This is a genomic window from Variovorax stachyos, assembly GCF_051400855.1.
Classification (GTDB): domain Bacteria; phylum Pseudomonadota; class Gammaproteobacteria; order Burkholderiales; family Burkholderiaceae_C; genus Variovorax.
Genome location: NZ_JBLFFN010000018.1, coordinates 1 through 17,993 on the forward strand (window position 1 = coordinate 1; position 17,993 = coordinate 17,993).

Genomic DNA, 17,993 nt, shown 5'->3' on the forward strand with positions numbered 1-17,993 from the left:
TGAGCAACACGGGCGGTGGCGTGATCGGCGCCGAGCCGGTGCCACAGACGCCTGTGCAGCCGGGCACGGGAACAGGCAGCGGCGATACCGGGACCTCGAATCCGACGACGCCGGACACCGGCACCGGCACCGGCACCGCCCCCGGCAGCGGCACCGGCGGTGCAACGATCGCATCACCAAGCTACGTGCCCACGCCAGGGACCATCACCGCTGCCGGCAGCGTCCTCAACGATGCGGGCCGAATGTACGCGGGCGGCCCCATCCAGCTGCAGACCCCGCAGGTCGACAACAACGGCGGCTCCCTCACCACGACGAGCCTGGCCGTCAGCGGGCCGAGCTTCAGCAACGTGGGCGGCAGCGTGAACGTGGCCCAGGGCTTCAGCGCCAACGTCGATCGCTTCGACAACACCGGCGGCACGCTGCGCGCAGGCAGCCTGCAGATCGCCAGCACGGGCGACCTGATCAACACGGACGGCAAGCTGGAGAGCAACGCCGATGCGAGCTTGAGCGCCGGCGGGTCGCTGGACAACACGCGCGGCAGCGCCTCCGCGACCGGCGCACTGACGGCCAACGCCAACGGCGCCATCGACAACACCGCCGGCCTGCTTGTCGCCAACCAAGGTGTCGCAATCGGCGCGCAGTCGCTGAACAACAGCCAGGGCAGCATCCAGTCGGCCACGGCCGGCACGCGGCTCACGGTGGCACAGCAGTTGCTCAATGCACAGGGTTCCATCGGCGGGGCGACGGATCTCGCCATTCAGGCGGGCAGCCTGAGCAGCAGCGGCAGCCTGCGCGGCAACAACGACAGCACCATCGAGGTCACGGGCGCCCTCGTCAACGACGGCAGCATCACGTCCGGGCGGCACACGACCATCACGGCGGGCCATCTGCAAGGCAGCAGCACCAGCGTGCTCGCTGCCGGCACCCTGGCCGACGGCAAGCTCGGCAGCGCGGGCGACCTGCGCGTGACCACCACGGGCGCGCTGGTGGCCAACGGCACGACGCTCGCCGCCGGCGATGTCACGCTGCAGGGCGCGAGCATCGACCTGTCCTCCGGTACCACCAGCGCCACCCGCATCGCGCTGACGGCCACGCAGGGCAACGTCATCACCAGCGCGGCGACGATCACCACCTCGGGCACGCTGCGCGTGACGGCCGACAGCCAAGCCAGCCAGACGCTCGTCAACCAGGGCGGCAACCTCAACGCCGGCCAACTGAACCTGAGCGCCTCGAACATCGCCAACACCCAAGGCGGCGAGATCGTGCAGACCGGCAGCGGCGCAACGACCATCGCGAGCTCGGGCGCGATCGACAACAGCGGCACCATCGCGAGCAATGGCGCCATCACCATCGCCGCGGGCAGCCTGAACAACCAGGGCGGCGCCCTCCGCGCCGCCGGAACTTCCGATCTTTCGTTGACCGTGGCCGGCCTGCTGGACAACAGCCGGCAAGGCGAGCTCAGCGCCGGCGGCAAGCTCACGCTTCAGGCCGGCAGCCTGGTCAACGACGCCGGGCGCATCACCTCCGCCCGACCTCTCCAGCACGACGATCGGGTCGACCAGCAACGCCGGCGGCACCATCGCTGCCAACGGCAACACCGGCCTGGTCGCCGGCAGCCTGGACAACAACGCGGGCACCGTTTCCGGCCTGGGCAGCGTGACGGCGAACATCCTCGGCGCGGTGAACAACAAAGCAGGCACGCTGGCTGCCAACCAAGGCGTCACGCTTGATGCAGGCGCACTGGACAACACGCAGGGCACGATCCAGTCGGTGCAAGCCGGCACACGTTTGAATGTGACCGGCGCCTTGACCAATGCGCAGGGTCAGGTCAGCGCCGCGACCGACCTGAACATCCAGGCCGCCAGCTTGGCGAACAGCGGCACCCTGCGCGGCGGCAACGACACCAGCATCGACGTCACCGGCCTCCTGGCCAACGATGGCAGCATCACCGCCGGGCGCCACACCACCCTGACGGCAGGCAGCGTGCAGGAGGGCAGCACAGGCGTTCTCGGCGCAGGCATCCAGGCCGACGGCAAGCTCGGCACCGCGGGCCAGCTGCGCGTGACGACCGCCGGGGCCCTGGTGGCCCGGGGCACGCACCTCGCCGCGGAAGACGCCGTGCTGCAGGGCGCAAGCATCGACCTGTCCGGCAGCACCAACGGTGCCGCCAACATCGCGCTCAGTGCCACCCAGGGCAATGTCGTCACCAGCGGCGCCGCGGTGGCGACGGCTGGCACGCTGCGTGTCGTCGCCAACAGCCAAGGCGCCCAGACGCTCGTCAACAAGGGCGGCAAGCTCAACGCCGGCCAGTTGAACCTGAGCGTCTCGAACCTCGCCAACACTGCCGGCGGCGACATGGTCCAGACCGGCAGCGGCACCACCACCATCGCGACCTCCGGCGCCATCGACAACAGCGGCGGGCGCATCGCCACCAATGCGCAGGACCTGACCCTCGACGCCGCAGGCGGCATCGTCAACACCGCCGGCAAGATCGAGCACGCCGGCAACGGCACCCTGCGCATCGCCGGCAGCAGCTACAGCGGCGCGCAAGGCGAGATCGTCGGCAACGGCGCGCTGGCCGTGAACGTGGCCGGCGGCTTCGGCCAGGACGGCGGCAGCACCCACGCCAGGCAGATCACCATCGATGCAGGCGCCCTGAGCAACCAGGGCGGCAAGATCGTGCAGGCCGGAACAGCGGCCACGCGCATCACCGTGGTGGGCGCCGTGAACAACAACGCCGGCACGCTGGCCAGCAACGGCGACACCACCGTTGCCGCCGGCAGCCTCGCCAACAAAGGCGGCACGATCCGCGCCGCCGAGACCGCCAACCTCGGCCTCGCCATCGGCGGCATGCTCGACAACAGCAGCCATGGCGAGATCGGTGCCGGCGGCACCGCGTGGCTCAATGCCGGCAGCTTGAACAACGACGGCGGACGCATCACCGCCGTGGGCGATCTGAATGCCGCGGTCACCGGCCCTGCCAGCAACCGCGCCGGCACCCTGGCCGCCAACGGCAGCACGACGCTGAACGCCGGCACGCTCGACAACAGCGGCGGCACCGTCGCCGCCGTCACCGGCAAGCTGAACATCGGCACCCTCGGCGCGACCACCAACGCCGGTGGCCGCCTCCAGGCTGGCGGCGCCGCGACCCTGAGCAACGCGGGCCTCGACAACAGCAGTGGCAAGATCTTCGGCGACAGCCTGAGCATCGACACACGCGGCCAGGCGCTCACCAACGCCCAAGGCACCATCGCCGCCACCAGCACGGCCAACCTGCAATCGGGCGCCTTGAACAACCACGCCGGCCTGATCCAGTCCGGCGCCGCGATGGTCATCGATACGCATGGCCAGCAGCTCACCAACACCTACGCCGCCAGCTACGGCAACGGCCAGGGCGGCATCGCCAGCGGCGGCACGCTGACGCTCGCCAGCGGCACCCTGGACAACACCGCCGGCTTCATCGGCGCGAAGGCCGCGCTGCTCGCCAGCACCAGCACCGTGATCAACGCCGGCGGCGGCCTCGTGCTCGGCCAGGACAGCGTCAGCATCGACGCCAACGGCGCCGGCTACGACAACCGCGGCGGCCGGACCTTGGCGCTGGGCGACCTGCGCATCGCCGCCGGCGCCATCGACAACACCGGCGCGCTGATCCGCTCATCGGCCACCACGACCCTCGACACCGGCAGCCTCGCGAACGCCGCGACCCTGGGTACCGACCAGGGCATCGAGGGCAGGAACGTCGTCATCGCCGCCGGCATGCTGGTCAACAACGCAGGCGCCATCCGTGCCGACGTCGACGCCACCATCACCAGCGGCGGCGGCATCGACAACAGCTTCGGCCTGATCTCCGCCGGCAACGCCCTGCGCATCACCGACCCGAACGCCGCCAATCCGGCCGCCAAGACCCTGGGCCTGGTCAACAGCAGCGGCAAGCTGGTCGCCAACAAGAGCCTGCAGATCGATGCCGGCACCTTCAGCGCCGACGGCCAGGCCCTCTCGGGCCAGGACCTGAGCATCGCGCTGAACCAGGACATCGTGAACAACGCCGAGATCGCGGCCAACGGCACTCTCAGCTACACCACCACCGGCAACTTCGCCAACCACGGCAAGCTGCTGGCCGGGCAGACGCTCAACATCGGCGGCCACAACATCGAGAACTCCGCCGGTGCGGAGATGTCCGGCAGCACCACCATCGTCAGCGCGAGCGGCACCTTCGCCAATCGCGGGCTGATCGACAGCAAGGGCAGCACGCAGATCAACGCGGGCACGCTCCACAACATCGGCACCGGCCGCATCTACGGCGATTCGATTTCGATCGGCGCGGGCGTGCTCAACAACCACGCCGAGACGGTCAACGGCATCACCAGCTCGGCCAGCATCGCCGCGCGTGACTCGCTCGACATCGGCGCCGGCACGATCAACAACCGCGAGCGCTCGCTCATCTTCAGCGCCGGCGACATGTTCATCGGCGGTGCGCTGGACGCGAACCGCTACGCCACCGGCCAGGGCGCCACGCTCGACAACCTGAGCGCGGACATCGAATCGCTGGGCAACATGACCGTGTCGATGGCGCAGGTCAACAACCGCGACGTGCACATCCAGAAGGGCACGCCCACGACCACCCAGAGCACCGTGGTCCAGGTGGCCGCGATGGTGCCCCTGGACGGCATCACCTTCCACCCCTTCGAGCAGGTCCGCCTCGATCCCGCCAACGGCATGGTGTACCTGCGCAAGCCCGATGGCACGGAGGAACTGGTCGGCATGGGCGGCTACGGCGTCTGGACGAACTACCTCACCGTCACCGAGGAGACCGCCACCAACCTCGCCCCCGCGCGGCTGGTGGCCGGCGGGAACATGACGGTCAACGGGCGCCTGCTGAACCAGGACAGCCAGGTCCTGGCCGGCGGCACGCTCAGCGCCACCGACTACCAGTCGGAGCAACTGAGCGGCACGCGCACCACGACCGGCACCGCCTTCGTGATCAACCACAAGGGCGAGGTCGGCCCGCTGGTGCCGCTCACCGTTGCGCCCACGAGCCTCAAGCTCGGTGCCTACAGGTACGAGGCCAACACCAACGCCACCGGCGGCAGCGCGCCCGGGGCCGCGGGCAGCAGCGCCAACGTCGCTGCCAATGCCGGTGCTGCAGGGGGCGTGAGCGGCAGCGCGCGCCCGGGCACCGTCGTCGAGGTGCCTGCCAACGTCGGCGCAGTCGCCAAGACCGCGGGCAGCAGCGCCGGCAGCGCGAGCGGCGCCAGCGGGCCCGATGGCACCGCGTCCACGCCCACGGGCAGCGATCCGAACGCCGTGGGCAGCCCGGGCGGTGCCGGCGGCAGCACCGCATCGAACGCCCAGGCCGGCGCGAGCCGCACCATTGCGATGGTCGTGCGCACCAGCACGCCCAATGCCAGCGTGCCCACCGCCAGCCTCTTCAGCACCCGCGCCGACCCCGGCAGCCGCTACCTGGTCGAGACCGATCCGCGCTTTGCCAACTACCGCAGCTGGCTCAACAGCGACTACCTGCTGGACAAGCTCGGCCTCGACGCCGACATCGTGCAGAAGCGCCTGGGCGACGGCTTCTACGAGCAGAAGCTCATCCGCGAGCAGATCGCGCAGCTCACCGGCTACCGCTACCTCGATGGCTTCCAGAACGACGAGGAGCAGTACGCGGCCCTCATGAGCGCGGGCGCCACCTTTGCGCAGGCCTACGGCCTGAGCCCCGGCGTGGCCCTGAGCGCCGAGCAGATGGCGCAACTGACCAGCGACATCGTCTGGCTGGTCGAGCAGACCGTGACCTTGCCCGATGGCAGCACCCAGCGCGTGCTGGTGCCGCAGGTGTACGTGCGCGTGCGGCCGGGGGACATCGATGGGTCGGGGGCACTGCTCAGTGCAGATGCGACCGTCATCAAGAGCTCGGGGGACCTCGTCAACACCGGCACCATCGCGGGACGCACGATGGTGTCGCTCAGTGCCGAGAACGTGAACAACCTGGCCGGCGGACGCATCGTCGGCGGCAGCGTCGGCATCAACGCGAAGAACGACATCAACAACATCGGCGCCAGCATCACCGCGGACAACGCAGCCGTCCTGACGGCCGGTCGCGACATCAATCTCCAGAGCACCACGCAGTCGACCGGGGATGGCCTGAACGGGGCCACCCGCATCGACCGCGTCGCTGGCGTCTACGTGAGCAATCCCGACGGCGTCCTCATCGCTTCGGCCGGCCGTGACGTCAACCTCCTCGGCGCAGCGTTGAGCAGCGGCGGCTCGGTCTCGGTCGGCGCCGGGCGCAACATCAACATGGGGACCGTCACCGAATCCAGCCGCTCCGCCGTCTTCGGCCAGGGCATGGCGGCGGTGGGCTCGGAGAGCCGCGAGATCGGCTCGGTCATCCAGGGCACGGGCAATGTGCGCCTGGCCGCCGGCAACGACCTCAACATCCGCGCCGGCGCGGTCGCCAGCACGGACGGAGCGCTGGTCGCCACTGCCAGGAACGACATCAACCTCACGGCGGGCCAGGCCACCTCCAACCTCGCCGTCGCGACTGTCAGCTCCTCGAGCAGCCTGCTCAAGAAGACCAGCAGCAGCACCTTCGACAGCAGCAACAGCACCGAAGTGCTCTCCAGCAGCCTGAGCGGCAACACCGTCGCCCTGGTGGCGGGCAACGACATCCATGCCCAGGCCGCGCAGCTGCGCGCCGATGAGGCCATGAGCCTCTCGGCCGGCCGCGACATCAACTTCAGCACCGCCACCCAGACCACCCAGGAAGCGCACGCGAGCCAGACCCGGACCAGTGCCACCGGCGTCGGCAAAGCCATCGGCGCGGGAATGGTGGCCACCGGCATGCCAGGCGGTGTGATCTGGGGCGGCGCCTTGATCAAGGGCGGCAGCTTCGGCACCGGCGCCGAGGCCATCACCCGCAACGACGCCATCGGCACCACCGTCTCTGCCGGCAGCCTGCAGACGGTGAGCGGCCGGGACACCACCCTGAAGGCCGCCACCGTCGTGACCGATGGCGACATCACCATGATCGCCGGTCGCAACCTCACGATCGAGAGCGCGCAGAACACCAGCACCGAAGTGCGGCACGAGGCGACGGGCAAGAGCGGTTCCGTGGGCACTTGGTACAACCCCGCGGTCGGCAACGTCAAGAACGCGGAGTCCACCGCCACCTTCCGCACGACCCAGCAGTCCAGTCAGGTCGCCAGCCTCGCAGGCAACGTGACCCTGGTGGCAGGCAACGAATACCGCCAGACCGCCAGCAGCGTCATGGCCCTGGGCCAGGCGGGCCCGCTCGCCGGGGGCGACGTCAACATCCTCGCGAAGAACGTCGTCATCAACGAGGCCTTCGACACCGAGAAGTCCATCACGCTCGGCCGCAGCTCCAGTACGGTGCTGGGCGGCAGCGCCAACGTCGCTGGCCTGAGCACCGACAGCGTGCGCGGCGCCGTCAGCACCGTGCAGGCCATGGGCGAGACCAGCGACAGCCGCATGCAGGCGCTGGGTGCCGCCAACCTCGCCATGAGCGGCAAGCAGGCCTACGACGGCGCCCAGGCCGTGGCCAGCGGCGGCCAACTCAGCTACGGCGTCAGCGTCAACCTCAGCCGCAACGAGAGCCAGAGCACCAGCGTCACCACCAGCAGCCAGGCCGTGGGCTCCGGCGTCGTCGGTGCCAACAACGTCAACATCATCGCCACCGGCGCCGGGCAGGGCTCCAACATCCACGTGGTCGGTTCCACCATCGCCGCGGGCAACACCGCCAACCTCGCCGCGGACAACGACATCACCCTGGAGGCCAGCAGGGACACCAGCGTCACCGTGGGCCAGAACAGCAGCAGCGGCGCCAACGTCGGCGTGACCTTCGGTCTAGGGGCGCAGACCGGCTTCAGCATCCAGCTGGGCGTGAGCCAGGGCAGGGGCAGCAACAACCAGAACGACACCCGCTTCAACGCCACGCAGGTGAGCGGCGGCCAGGCCGTGAACATCGCGAGCGGCGGCGACCTGACGCTGCGCGGTGCCGTGGTCGATGGCCACCGAGTCACCGCCGACGTGGGCGGCAACCTGAGCATCGAGAGCCTGCAGGACGTGAGCGTGGGCCAGAGCCGCCAATCGAGCGGTGGCCTGAACGTGAGCCTGTGCATCCCGCCGATCTGCTACGGGGCCGTGGCCACCGTGGGCGGCAGCGCTGCCGGTGCCAAGGCCAATGGGGTGTTCATCAGCCCGAACACGCAGGCTGGCATCAAGGCGGGTGACGGGGGCTTCGATGTGAACGTGCGGGGCGACACCCATCTGACGGGGGCCGTCATCGAGAGCACGCAGGCGGCGATCGACGCGGGCAAGAACAGCTTCCGGACCGGCGGGGCGCTGACGATGAGCGACCTGCAGAACGTGAGCAGGTCGAACGGGAGCAGCTATGCGGTCAGCGGTGGGGTGAGCCTGGGCTACACCTCGGCAACGGACGGGAATCCGTCGTGGGATCCCAAGCCAAGACAAGCGGCGGTCCCGCCGACCGGCAGTGCCGGCGTGGGCAGTGACTCGGGCGACGAACAGAACAGCACCACGCGCAGCGGCATCAGCGGCGTCGCGGGAGACCAGTCGGTGCGGACCGGCGACAACGCCAGTGCCGGCACGCTGGTGAGGGACTGGAACACGCTGACGATCGTGCGCGATGTGCAGGCGCAGGCGCAGGTCACGCAGGAGTTCAACAGGAACGCGGCGAGAGAAATTGGGACCTATGCGGACAAGAAGTACAGCGAGTTGAGGGACTCCAGTCCGGCCGAAGCGGCGAAATGGGCAGAAGGCGGCGAGTACCGCGTGGCGCTGCACACGGCGGCAGGGGGGTTGAGTGGCGGGGTTGCCGGTGCGCTTGGGGCGGGAGCCAGCGCTGGATTGATGCCGCGCATCGGTGAGGCCATCGATGGGATGGGCTTGCCTACGCCGGTGGCGCAGGCCCTGGGCGCCGTGACGGCGGCGGCGATCGGGGCAACAGTGGGAGGCGGCGCTGGGGCAGCGAGTGCCTATAGCGTCGACATCAACAACCGGCAGCTGCATCCAAAGGAAATCACTTGGATTAAAGGTAAGGCATCCAGTTTTGCAGCCGTGCTGACGGAAAAGCTAGGGCGCGCCGTGTCCGTTGCGGAGGCAGCTAGGTGGCTTACGTTAGCAGGCGAAGGAAATGCCGACATATATAGTCAAACCACCAACTCCAATAACCTGGGAAATTATGCAAGCGAGGAGTACAACTCTTACGTGTCTGCCAAGGAGTTCATCAATCGCAACGCCGGAGACACATTTGTCGATTCGACGGGGCGCTCGCAACCTCTTTTCTCGGCGACCCCATCTGATTTTAGAAGTCCATTAACATATTCTGAGTACAGTAATGACGCGGAGTATCGAGACTTCTACTGGGAGACGCTTCAGATAAATTTGAGACCCGATCAGCCAACTACGAGCGAGAAAAAAACTTACGATGAACGCCAGCAGGTTGTAAATCGGCAGACGTTAGTGGATGTCGCAACGTTCGGAGCTTCCGTCGTAGCTGGTGCCACTGCCGTCAAGATTGTCAATGGTCGAACTACTATTGAACCAGTCTTGCGAGATTCGACCTCCGCGGCAGACGGAATTTCTGCTCCATCAGTTAAATACACACCGCCGCCTGCCCCTCCAGGCTTCTCCACCGTTACGCCGCTAGGTTCCGGAGCTTCAACTGGCTCAGTTCCTTCTGGATACGTCACAGTATCAAGATGGGTGTCCGTTGAAGAGGCTAGTCAGTGGATGAACAATCAAGGCACTGCCATACCGGCCGGTGTGGGGACACCACTTCACGGCGCCGGCACAACTACGGTCTACGTGACTGCTCCTGGCGCTGCGAAGCCGGGTGGAACAGGTCCTGTGCGTATTGATTTTGCCGTTCCGTTTGATGCACTTAAAACAGCGGGTAATTCCCAATGGAGTCAGATGTACCAGCCCATGCAAAGTACGCCAATTTACAATGTTAGAATCAATGTTCCCAATGGAATAACCTTGCCGAGGGGTCAATGAATACGGTGAAATTTTCTGGTGAACATGGAATTGTGATTCGCCGGGCTTCGCTGGAAGAGCGAGGCGTATCTATGGAGATCTTGCTCGAAGCAATGGAGGGCAATGGCCCGTCCGATCAGAATGCCGAATTGCTGATGTTTAGCCCAATATTTGGTCAAGATGCGCTAGACGTGCTTTCTGCGCGTCTCGCAAAAATCGGGTTGATTTATTTTGATGATTTCTTCGATTTGAAAATGGTTTTACCGTCTTGGTCAAAGGTTGAAATTTCAATTGTTGCCTGAGCCCCTGTTTTTCCACCAAGTTGTTTAGAAGGCATCGGAGTCGCTGCGCCTGGGCGGCCAATTTTAAACTCGTCGCTGCTAGCCGATTTGAATACAAAGCCGACCGGCGCTGTTCTTTCGCGCGGTGGTGGATTGACTGGGTTCGGCCGCGAGTCCGAATATCACAGGAAAAACGGATACATTTATGATTGCTTTTTGCATCAGATGGTCATTGCACCAGATGGTCAAACGAAATGATTGAATTTGAAAGACAAATTCAGTCCGGCCAAATTGATTGTGAGCTTTTTGAAAGAATGAAAGAAGCTGAACAATACGGTGCGGCGAGCTCTATGCAGTGGTTGATTTCTGTTCTCGCTAGACTGAAAATATTAATTGCTGCAGGGGTAATTGTAAGATTTGATCTTGGAAAGGAGATTTGTGCTCTCGATTCATTTGATGGACTTAAAGAGTTTTGCGAAAAGTACTTCCCTGATGCTGCAAAATCGTTGAAGCAATAGATGCATCGCTACTCACCAGTCGGAATGGGCATCTTTATGCCGTGCAGCGCCTGCGGCAGCAGCAGCAGAGGTTCAAAGCTACGGCCCACTTAGCGCCGCAACGTTGTATAACAGAAAATAACGTACTAGACCTGACTAGGCGGCAGTACAGCAGGCGCTTGGCGTAACTTTAGAAGATCTCACACAATCATACTTTCACCGTCGGCACAGCCACCAATCGGCGCTAACTTTTTGCTTTAATGCGCTTGAGCCGGCGCGCTTGGCGGGAGCAAGATGACATCAGATCAATGGAAGGCTTTCATCGATGTACTCCGCGACCTGTGGAAGGACAATGAGTTCACCCGACAACTATTAGTCGAAGTAGGAGACATAGAGCTGGCAATCGGAATCTACGGCGGTTTCGGTGATAACTCTATCAATTGGTTGCATAGCGGCCATCTTTCGACCTTGGGCATGCGGCCGCTGGAAACCCTATCGAGCGACGTAGGCGTGGCCAAACTAAAGGACTTTCTGATGCGTGTGCACGGATAGGGAATGAGGTGTGTATATGTTTGATCGAGCAACTGAATTGCGAACGGCATACTCGCCTGCAATGGTTGATTTTTATACTACATTTTGCCGCAAAGACGGTTTGCCCGTGGGAAATGTGGCAACCAGTCGATTAGACAATTTCATTTACGGATATCTTCTTGCGGTGCCAAAATTTCATTCTGCGCTTCCGAGCTTGATTGAATGGATTAATGAGGCCATCGACAAGCATGAGGAGAAGTGGTTTGGAGAGTCGCCAAGTTTTCATTTGATGCTTCTTTTCCGTGGCCGTGCAGTGGCATCTTGGTTGAAAGGCGAAGATGATCAACTTGTTCGAGCTGATCTTGTTCGCGCATTTGAGAGCTTCTTAAATTACAGCAGGCAGACACATTCGTCCAAAAATTTTGATGAGGCCGTGCTGGGTGATTTAATGATCCTGGCGGGGCTCAGTGGTTCTTATCAGGCAGGTGTAGAAGAGTATGAAAGGCTCGTGCAAGGTGAGTCAAAATCCTTGACGGCAGGCCGCGTCGGATATTTATTTTGCCAAACTAGGCTGGCAGGGAATGCATTGACCGACGACTACTTTTCGCTGGAAGATAAGATTCTTTTTTCCCATGTAGAAGGCAAATGGCTCAAGAACGGCTATGGGACTAGGGTGGCATTATGGATGATGCACCGATTCGAGGCTAGTCCAGTTGGCGCTCTTGAAAAGCTTAATTTCGCGTGGAATTTTATGAAGAAATCTAGGTAGAAGGATTCCCTGTTCATCGTCGCAGCACCATCTGATAGTAGATCAACGGTCGACTATCTGCAGGGAATATTGTTCGAATTCAGAGAGGGTTCAATGGCAATGAAGGAAGAATTCTCGTATTTCAAAATTAAGACCGATATGCTGGAAGTTTGCTATCAATATTGCCGGTCAAAGATATTGGCAAGCCGGCAATGGAGTCCTGGAGAGCACGAGTTTGCGTTCGCATACGAGGAGTATCGACATGCATTTACTCATCCAACAGAGAGATTGATGATTGAAGTTGTTGCGCTAGTACTGGCTGCGGGGCGCGGCGGAGCGGAAGAGTTTCATCGAAGCAAAATTGCCAATCTACTGGAGGGTGATGGGTTGGAGAGTCTTTTGTCATTCGTCTCGATAGCCAGTCGAGAGGAGTTCGGTTCGGACCTGAAGTTGTTGAATGTGCTGAGCTAAAGCCAGGTAATTGGCAGTAAATGTTAGACAAAAAAGCCATGAGCTATCAGCGATCAACTTATGAAGAAATCAAACGTGAGGTGAGTTACCTCTATTTGCATTTGTGCAAGGAAAAGGGGTTGCACGCCAGTGGTCGCATCAGGATATAGTCTCTGAAGCAACGACGGATTGGGGTTATCGATTGCCAGTTGAAGTGTTGATGCTTGAAAGCATTGCGATCATGCTCCTTGGCGGTTGGTACCCAGGCCAGGCAGCGTACCATCTTAGTGTGATTAATCAGCTTCTTGTGCATCCTGGGCTTGATATCTTGTTGGCGGATATTCCAAAGGAGGAAGCGAATGAATTGCGCCACGACATGCACGTGATGAAGTTGATTTAGAAGCGCGAGATGGCGATGAGCACAGTGAGTTTTTCAAGTGGGGGAGTGCCGAAGTCGATGTTTCGACCGATTGACGGCATTCAATACTGGCTTCAGCAAATTAAGGGGGCGCCGTGACCAGATTCCAATGTCATTGCTGCAACTTGTTTACTCTTGGTTCCCCTCCGGACGGCTCCTTTGAAATCTGTCCTGTTTGCGGATGGGAGGACGATCCGATCCAGAGTCGAGACCCTGAATACGCAGGCGGGGCAAACCGGGTGTCCCTTGTCGAGGCTCGTCAAAATTATTTGAGTTACGGTGCATCCGATCAAGCAATGCTTAATTTTGTCCGTCGTCCATTGGACACGGAACTTTCACCTCATGGGAATTCTTAAGGACTGACCCCAACTGACTTCCTGTGGACTCGCGATGGGCGCAATCGGCTCACCACGAGCGGCAAGCAGGCCCGCGACAGCTTAGAGGCACAGCTAGAGGCACAGCGGCAGCGTCGCAATCTGCTACCGCGTCAGCGTCAATCTCAGCTGCAACGTATGCCAGAGCACCAGCGTCACCACCAGCATCCATTGGCACCACCGTCCCCCCCGCCAGCCTCTTCAGCACCCGCGCCGACCCCGGCAGCCGCTACCTGGTCGAGACCGATCCGCGCTTTGCCAACTACCGCAGCTGGCTCAACAGCGACTACCTGCTGGACAAGCTCGGCCTCGACGCCGACATCGTGCAGAAGCGCCTGGGCGACGGCTTCTACGAGCAGAAGCTCATCCGCGAGCAGATCGCGCAGCTCACCGGCTACCGCTACCTCGATGGCTTCCAGAACGACGAGGAGCAGTACGCGGCCCTCATGAGCGCGGGCGCCACCTTTGCGCAGGCCTACGGCCTGAGCCCCGGCGTGGCCCTGAGCGCCGAGCAGATGGCGCAACTGACCAGCGACATCGTCTGGCTGGTCGAGCAGACCGTGACCTTGCCCGATGGCAGCACCCAGCGCGTGCTGGTGCCGCAGGTGTACGTGCGCGTGCGGCCGGGGGACATCGATGGGTCGGGGGCACTGCTCAGTGCAGATGCCGCCGTCATCAAGAGCTCGGGCGACCTCGTCAACGCCGGCACCATTGCAGGTCGCGCGCTGGTCACCATCGATGCGGACACCATCGGCAACCTCGGGGGCCGCATCACCGGCGGCAGCGTCGGCCTGCAAGCCCGGACGGACCTGAACAACATCGGGGGCACCATCGACGCGCGAGACGCGTTGTCGATCACCGCGGGCCGCGACATCAACATCCAGACCACCACCCAGACCACCACCAGACCACGGGAGGCCTGATCGGCAGCACGGGTGTCGACCGCGTCGCCGGCCTCTACGTCACCAACCCGGGCGGCACCCTGGTCGCCAGCGCCGGGCGCGACGTCAACCTGCTCGGCGCCGTGATCTCCAACCAGGGCGCCGGCGGCTACACCGCCATCGCTGCCAGGAACGACATCAACCTGGGCACCGTGCGCGAGTCCACCACCATGATGGCCATGGGCAACGACATGGCCAGCGTCCTGTCCATGTCCAGCGAGCTCGGCAGCACCATTGCGACCAACGGCACCACGCTGCTGAACGCCGGGCGCGACGTGAATGCCCGCCAGGCGACGGTGGATGCGGGGCAGGGCCTGCTCAGCGTGCAGGCCGGGCGCGACATCCACATCGAATCCGGCGAGGCGCGCAGATCCGGCGCCTACACGGCCAGCTGGACCGACAAGGGCTTGCTCAAGAGCACCACCACCCAGGTCAGCGGCCAGTTCGACAACAGCACCAGCATCGGCAGCAGCTTCTCTGGCGGGGTCGTCGCCATGGGTGCGGGCAACAACCTCGTCATCGAGGGCGCCCATGTGAGCGGCACGCAGGGCGTGATGTTGTCGGCGGGCAACCAGCTCACCATCGTCGAGGGCCGCAGCACGAGCAGCGCCAGCGGCGACTTCGACAGGAAGCGTTCCAGCCCGATCTTCGACCCGGCGTTCATGCAGAACAAGGCCTCGGGCACCGGCATCGACATCGGCTCCGACACCGCCGTCCTCAGCACCATCAGCAGCAGCCAGGGCGGCGTCGTGCTGCGCGGCGGTGCGGTGAACCTGCAGGGCGTACAGGTCTCCGCGGCCAAGGACATCGCCATGAAGGCGGCACGGTGAACATCGCCGGGGCCGTCAATCGCAGCGAAGTCCACGGCGAGCAGCGGCAGCGCGGCGGCGACTTCGGTCCCCTGGGCTTGCACGACGTGGGCCACGGGCTGGGCGCCAGGAGCGGCGACACGCTCGATGCCGAGACCACCACCAAGCGGGGAGGGTGTTTCACGGGCTAGCAGCTACGAAGCCGCCGGATGCGAACGGAATTTATGAGGGAACGGTGCAGGTGCAAAATCCTGCGGGTCAGTGGGTTGACAAGAGCAAGCCTTCTACTTTTTTCCCCCAGAGTTGGTCGGAAGGCCAGGCTTGGTTTCGAGTTGGCAGACGCCTTTAAACAGCGCCCATCGGGTGCTCCTACTGGATTTTTTGCGACTACTCCCAGTGGGGTAAAGGTACAGTTCGTTCCACCCACTGGGTCTGTTACACAGTGGCGCGCTTGGCCAATCAGATGAGATTTACCCGAATGCTTCTCCAGTATTGTCGTCTTCTAGAAGTTTGGCCCAGCACTCCTTCATACGAGAGGCTGAGACGCCAAGGTAAAGGACCTCCTTCGCACGCATACATCAGGCTGCTGAATTCACAGGGTGAAGTTGTCGGCTGGGATCCGAGTTCACCCGATGAGCGCCTATACATGCTCTCTCAAATTCAAATGGAGCTACGGACTCCTGAGCTGTGCGACAAAGTACTCAAGAGATTGGACGACGTCGCTAAGAACGTGGTCTCTCATTTCCGAGTGGAAGGCAATGCTTGGGATCTCGTTGCAGACTCTGGAGGAGTTGAGTTCATTTATACCGTCATGGATGGCGAGCCCGGCGGCAGAGTGAGCCTGGAAGTCTATCGTCGTGCACTTGAAGCTTGGCGAGACTTTCTCGCCGATGAAAGTTGCGACGAGCGCATTGTTGAAATACCAGACTAAGTCAGTGCGGATCGATTGAGGCAGTACCGGCAACCTGCTCAAAATCGAGTGCCTACGCGACCACGGCGTGCAGCCCAACTTTTCGGGGCGGAGCTTCCATAGAAACGACCTGGACAAGCAACGGACCAAGCATTGTGAAGTAGCCATGACGATTCGTGCCGAGCTAAAAAGTGTGATGTGCAGCGACTTCGACATGCGCATCTATGTTCCAGAAATCGACAATTTCTTCGCATTCTGGATGGAGATGGAGATTGGCCCTGTCGGTGAAAAGAGCTCTGACCTCTTTCAGGTGCTCGTGTGCACGCCGAGGTGGCTAGAAGAGGAGGTGCGTAAATGGGGCGCTCAATGGTCGCGTGCCAAGTTGATCATCAACTCATACAACTTCAATGAACTGGAAGGCTTCGTAAAACGGGCCGTAAGTTCCGTCGAAGGCCGAGACTGGGCGGAGGTCGCGTCCAAGCTTCGATTGCTGGCGGAGTGGGAGTTCGACGGCTATGCGTAATGCCTCCTCACCATCGTATCGGCGGGACACCCGGAGTGCCTGGACAGTTGTCCTGAAACCGAAGGCGCAATCTTGAGTTCACCATCATGGCTGGGCGAACCCGGCGGAGCTTGGAAACCAATGATGGCGCGCTCGAAGCGGCGCGAGACCTCTCGCCGAATGAAAGCTGCGACGAGCACATCGTTGACATACCAGACCGCCTCCTTGGCCGTGCATATCGGCCACCCCTCATCGCGAATCGTCAAGAGACCTTGATGTCGAAGAAGAAGCTGATGACCTACGAAGAGATGCTGGAGAAGTATCCCGAATGGGTCCTCGAGGATACGAACACCTACGGCCGCGAAGAAACTCCTGAGCTTACGGAGCGAGCACGTCAGAAAAAGAAAAGGGTGCTCGGCATCTACGTTCGATTTCTGCAAGATCACGGCCTTTTGAAACGTGTTCTTTGTGATCAAGCACCCGACATTCCCGACAACTTCAGAGTGCATCTGCTCGATGTGACTCCGGAAGGACTCGAGCACTATCGGACTGGCTACCTGAACTGGCTCGGTCTGCTGGATAGAAGCATTGACTCCGACCCTACCAACATTAAGCCGCTTGAAAAGGCGTTGGCGAAACTTCGTGCTTCAGGCGCGACTTCATCATGAAGATCGACGACGCAAGTTGGCACTATGGCGGCACGGGCTTTCCTGAAGAACTTCCGCCTGAGGCAGGAGCAACGCACATCGGGATGTTCTTCGCTTGGGCTGTGCTCAATGGCCTAGTTAGTGACGAACTCAAGGAGGACTTCGGGGAGGAACTCGAGTCCTTGCGTAGCAAAGCGATAACCCCCGGTCAATTTGTCTGGCGATTCCTGGATGGGAAGTTGTCCGAGCACGATCTAAACGCAGATGGGCAACGATTTGCTGAGGCGTACTACAACGGCAAGGACGGATATCTCGGCACCTATGAGCGAATCTGCCAAGTGGGCGGGCGATCGGAGTACTGCATGGCCGATAGTTGGAATACCTATCGAATCGTCGCGCCACTGATCGACTCCCGCTACCGTGCTTGGTTGAATGGCCCATCGCAGACGAGCTCGGAGAACGGGCAGTGACGCGGACCGGTGTGAGCTTGCGGGCATGAGCCGTGTCGTCAGGCATTTGGGTGAGTCGTGACCGACGACCACATCACCACCTCGGCACTCAAACCACGAAGCACAGCCAGATCGGAACCACTCAGGGCCCTCGGCTACCAGAAGGCCAAGGACAAGGCCAAGGCCAAGGACAAGGACAAGGACAAGGACAAGGACAAGGACAAGGACACCACGAGCTCGGCGCAGCACCTCACCACCAACGGCACGACGCTGCTGAGAACGCGGGCCGCGACGTCAACGCACGCCAAGCCACAGTGGACGCCGGCAACGGCTTGCTCGGCGTTACTGCGGGGCGCGACATCCACATCGAATCGGGCCAGCAGCAAAGCTCCGGCAGCTACTCGATGCAATGGACCGAC

The 17,993-nt window shown here is 62.4% G+C and carries 17 protein-coding genes; all 17 read left to right on the plus strand.

The window, feature by feature from the left end; genetic code table 11:
• On the plus strand, nt 1–1,730 hold a 1,730-nt coding region (locus ACMGEZ_RS23995; RefSeq protein WP_436824790.1), incomplete at its 5' end, for a beta strand repeat-containing protein.
• A complete protein-coding gene (locus ACMGEZ_RS24000) occupies nt 1,618–10,038 on the plus strand; it encodes a hemagglutinin repeat-containing protein (protein WP_436824876.1) in 8,421 nt (2,806 codons plus the stop codon). The genes ACMGEZ_RS23995 and ACMGEZ_RS24000, both read left to right, overlap by 113 nt.
• The gene (locus tag ACMGEZ_RS24005; protein WP_436824791.1) at nt 10,035–10,319 is read left to right on the plus strand and encodes a hypothetical protein; all 285 of its coding nucleotides are present in this window, start codon (nt 10,035–10,037) and stop codon (nt 10,317–10,319) included. The genes ACMGEZ_RS24000 and ACMGEZ_RS24005 overlap by 4 nt, the downstream gene beginning before the upstream one ends.
• A 233-nt stretch (nt 10,320–10,552) precedes the next feature.
• Complete coding sequence (locus tag ACMGEZ_RS24010) at nt 10,553–10,816, plus strand: hypothetical protein (protein ID WP_436824792.1); 264 nt, start codon at nt 10,553–10,555, stop codon at nt 10,814–10,816.
• 273 nt (nt 10,817–11,089) lie between these two features.
• Nucleotides 11,090–11,347: a hypothetical protein gene (locus ACMGEZ_RS24015; protein ID WP_436824793.1), complete on the plus strand. Its 258-nt coding sequence runs from the start codon at nt 11,090–11,092 to the stop codon at nt 11,345–11,347.
• Nucleotides 11,348–11,363: 16 nt separating this feature from the next.
• Nucleotides 11,364–12,095 (plus strand): hypothetical protein, encoded by a 732-nt coding sequence (locus ACMGEZ_RS24020; protein ID WP_436824794.1) that lies wholly within the window; start codon nt 11,364–11,366, stop codon nt 12,093–12,095.
• Nucleotides 12,096–12,188: 93 nt separating this feature from the next.
• Complete coding sequence (locus ACMGEZ_RS24025) at nt 12,189–12,545, plus strand: hypothetical protein (RefSeq protein WP_436824795.1); 357 nt, start codon at nt 12,189–12,191, stop codon at nt 12,543–12,545.
• A gap of 103 nt (nt 12,546–12,648) precedes the next feature.
• The gene (locus tag ACMGEZ_RS24030; RefSeq protein WP_436824796.1) at nt 12,649–12,924 is read left to right on the plus strand and encodes a hypothetical protein; all 276 of its coding nucleotides are present in this window, start codon (nt 12,649–12,651) and stop codon (nt 12,922–12,924) included.
• Nucleotides 12,925–13,037: 113 nt separating this feature from the next.
• Nucleotides 13,038–13,298, plus strand: coding sequence for a CPCC family cysteine-rich protein (locus tag ACMGEZ_RS24035; protein WP_436824797.1), 261 nt, complete (start codon nt 13,038–13,040; stop codon nt 13,296–13,298).
• Nucleotides 13,299–13,321: 23 nt separating this feature from the next.
• Nucleotides 13,322–14,239, plus strand: a complete 918-nt coding sequence (locus ACMGEZ_RS24040) for a hypothetical protein (protein ID WP_436824798.1) — start codon at nt 13,322–13,324, stop codon at nt 14,237–14,239.
• 101 nt (nt 14,240–14,340) lie between these two features.
• On the plus strand, nt 14,341–15,087 hold the full coding sequence (locus ACMGEZ_RS24045; RefSeq protein WP_436824799.1) for a hemagglutinin repeat-containing protein: 747 nt from the start codon (nt 14,341–14,343) through the stop codon (nt 15,085–15,087).
• Nucleotides 15,084–15,257: a hypothetical protein gene (locus ACMGEZ_RS24050; RefSeq protein ID WP_436824800.1), complete on the plus strand. Its 174-nt coding sequence runs from the start codon at nt 15,084–15,086 to the stop codon at nt 15,255–15,257. The genes ACMGEZ_RS24045 and ACMGEZ_RS24050 overlap by 4 nt, the downstream gene beginning before the upstream one ends.
• On the plus strand, nt 15,242–15,415 hold the full coding sequence (locus ACMGEZ_RS24055; protein WP_436824801.1) for an EndoU domain-containing protein: 174 nt from the start codon (nt 15,242–15,244) through the stop codon (nt 15,413–15,415). The genes ACMGEZ_RS24050 and ACMGEZ_RS24055 overlap by 16 nt, the downstream gene beginning before the upstream one ends.
• Before the next feature lie 297 nt (nt 15,416–15,712).
• A complete protein-coding gene (locus tag ACMGEZ_RS24060; protein WP_436824802.1) occupies nt 15,713–15,997 on the plus strand; it encodes a hypothetical protein in 285 nt (94 codons plus the stop codon).
• 145 nt (nt 15,998–16,142) lie between these two features.
• Complete coding sequence (locus tag ACMGEZ_RS24065) at nt 16,143–16,499, plus strand: Imm8 family immunity protein (RefSeq protein ID WP_436824803.1); 357 nt, start codon at nt 16,143–16,145, stop codon at nt 16,497–16,499.
• 110 nt (nt 16,500–16,609) lie between these two features.
• On the plus strand, nt 16,610–17,146 hold the full coding sequence (locus ACMGEZ_RS24070) for a hypothetical protein (protein ID WP_436824804.1): 537 nt from the start codon (nt 16,610–16,612) through the stop codon (nt 17,144–17,146).
• Complete coding sequence (locus ACMGEZ_RS24075; protein WP_436824805.1) at nt 17,143–17,595, plus strand: DUF7832 domain-containing protein; 453 nt, start codon at nt 17,143–17,145, stop codon at nt 17,593–17,595. The genes ACMGEZ_RS24070 and ACMGEZ_RS24075 overlap by 4 nt, the downstream gene beginning before the upstream one ends.
• Nucleotides 17,596–17,993: the final 398 nt, after the last annotated feature.

What these genes read in the sequence shown, in the direction of transcription:
- ACMGEZ_RS24025 (WP_436824795.1), top strand. Translation starts at nt 12,189, where the DNA reads ATGGCAATGAAGGAAGAATTCTCGTATTTCAAAATTAAGACCGATATG.
- ACMGEZ_RS24075 (WP_436824805.1), top strand. Translation starts at nt 17,143, where the DNA reads ATGAAGATCGACGACGCAAGTTGGCACTATGGCGGCACGGGCTTTCCT.
- ACMGEZ_RS24060 (WP_436824802.1), top strand. Translation starts at nt 15,713, where the DNA reads ATGCTCTCTCAAATTCAAATGGAGCTACGGACTCCTGAGCTGTGCGAC.
- ACMGEZ_RS24015 (WP_436824793.1), top strand. Translation starts at nt 11,090, where the DNA reads ATGACATCAGATCAATGGAAGGCTTTCATCGATGTACTCCGCGACCTG.
- ACMGEZ_RS24005 (WP_436824791.1), top strand. Translation starts at nt 10,035, where the DNA reads ATGAATACGGTGAAATTTTCTGGTGAACATGGAATTGTGATTCGCCGG.
- ACMGEZ_RS24065 (WP_436824803.1), top strand. Translation starts at nt 16,143, where the DNA reads ATGACGATTCGTGCCGAGCTAAAAAGTGTGATGTGCAGCGACTTCGAC.
- ACMGEZ_RS24010 (WP_436824792.1), top strand. Translation starts at nt 10,553, where the DNA reads ATGATTGAATTTGAAAGACAAATTCAGTCCGGCCAAATTGATTGTGAG.
- ACMGEZ_RS24020 (WP_436824794.1), top strand. Translation starts at nt 11,364, where the DNA reads ATGTTTGATCGAGCAACTGAATTGCGAACGGCATACTCGCCTGCAATG.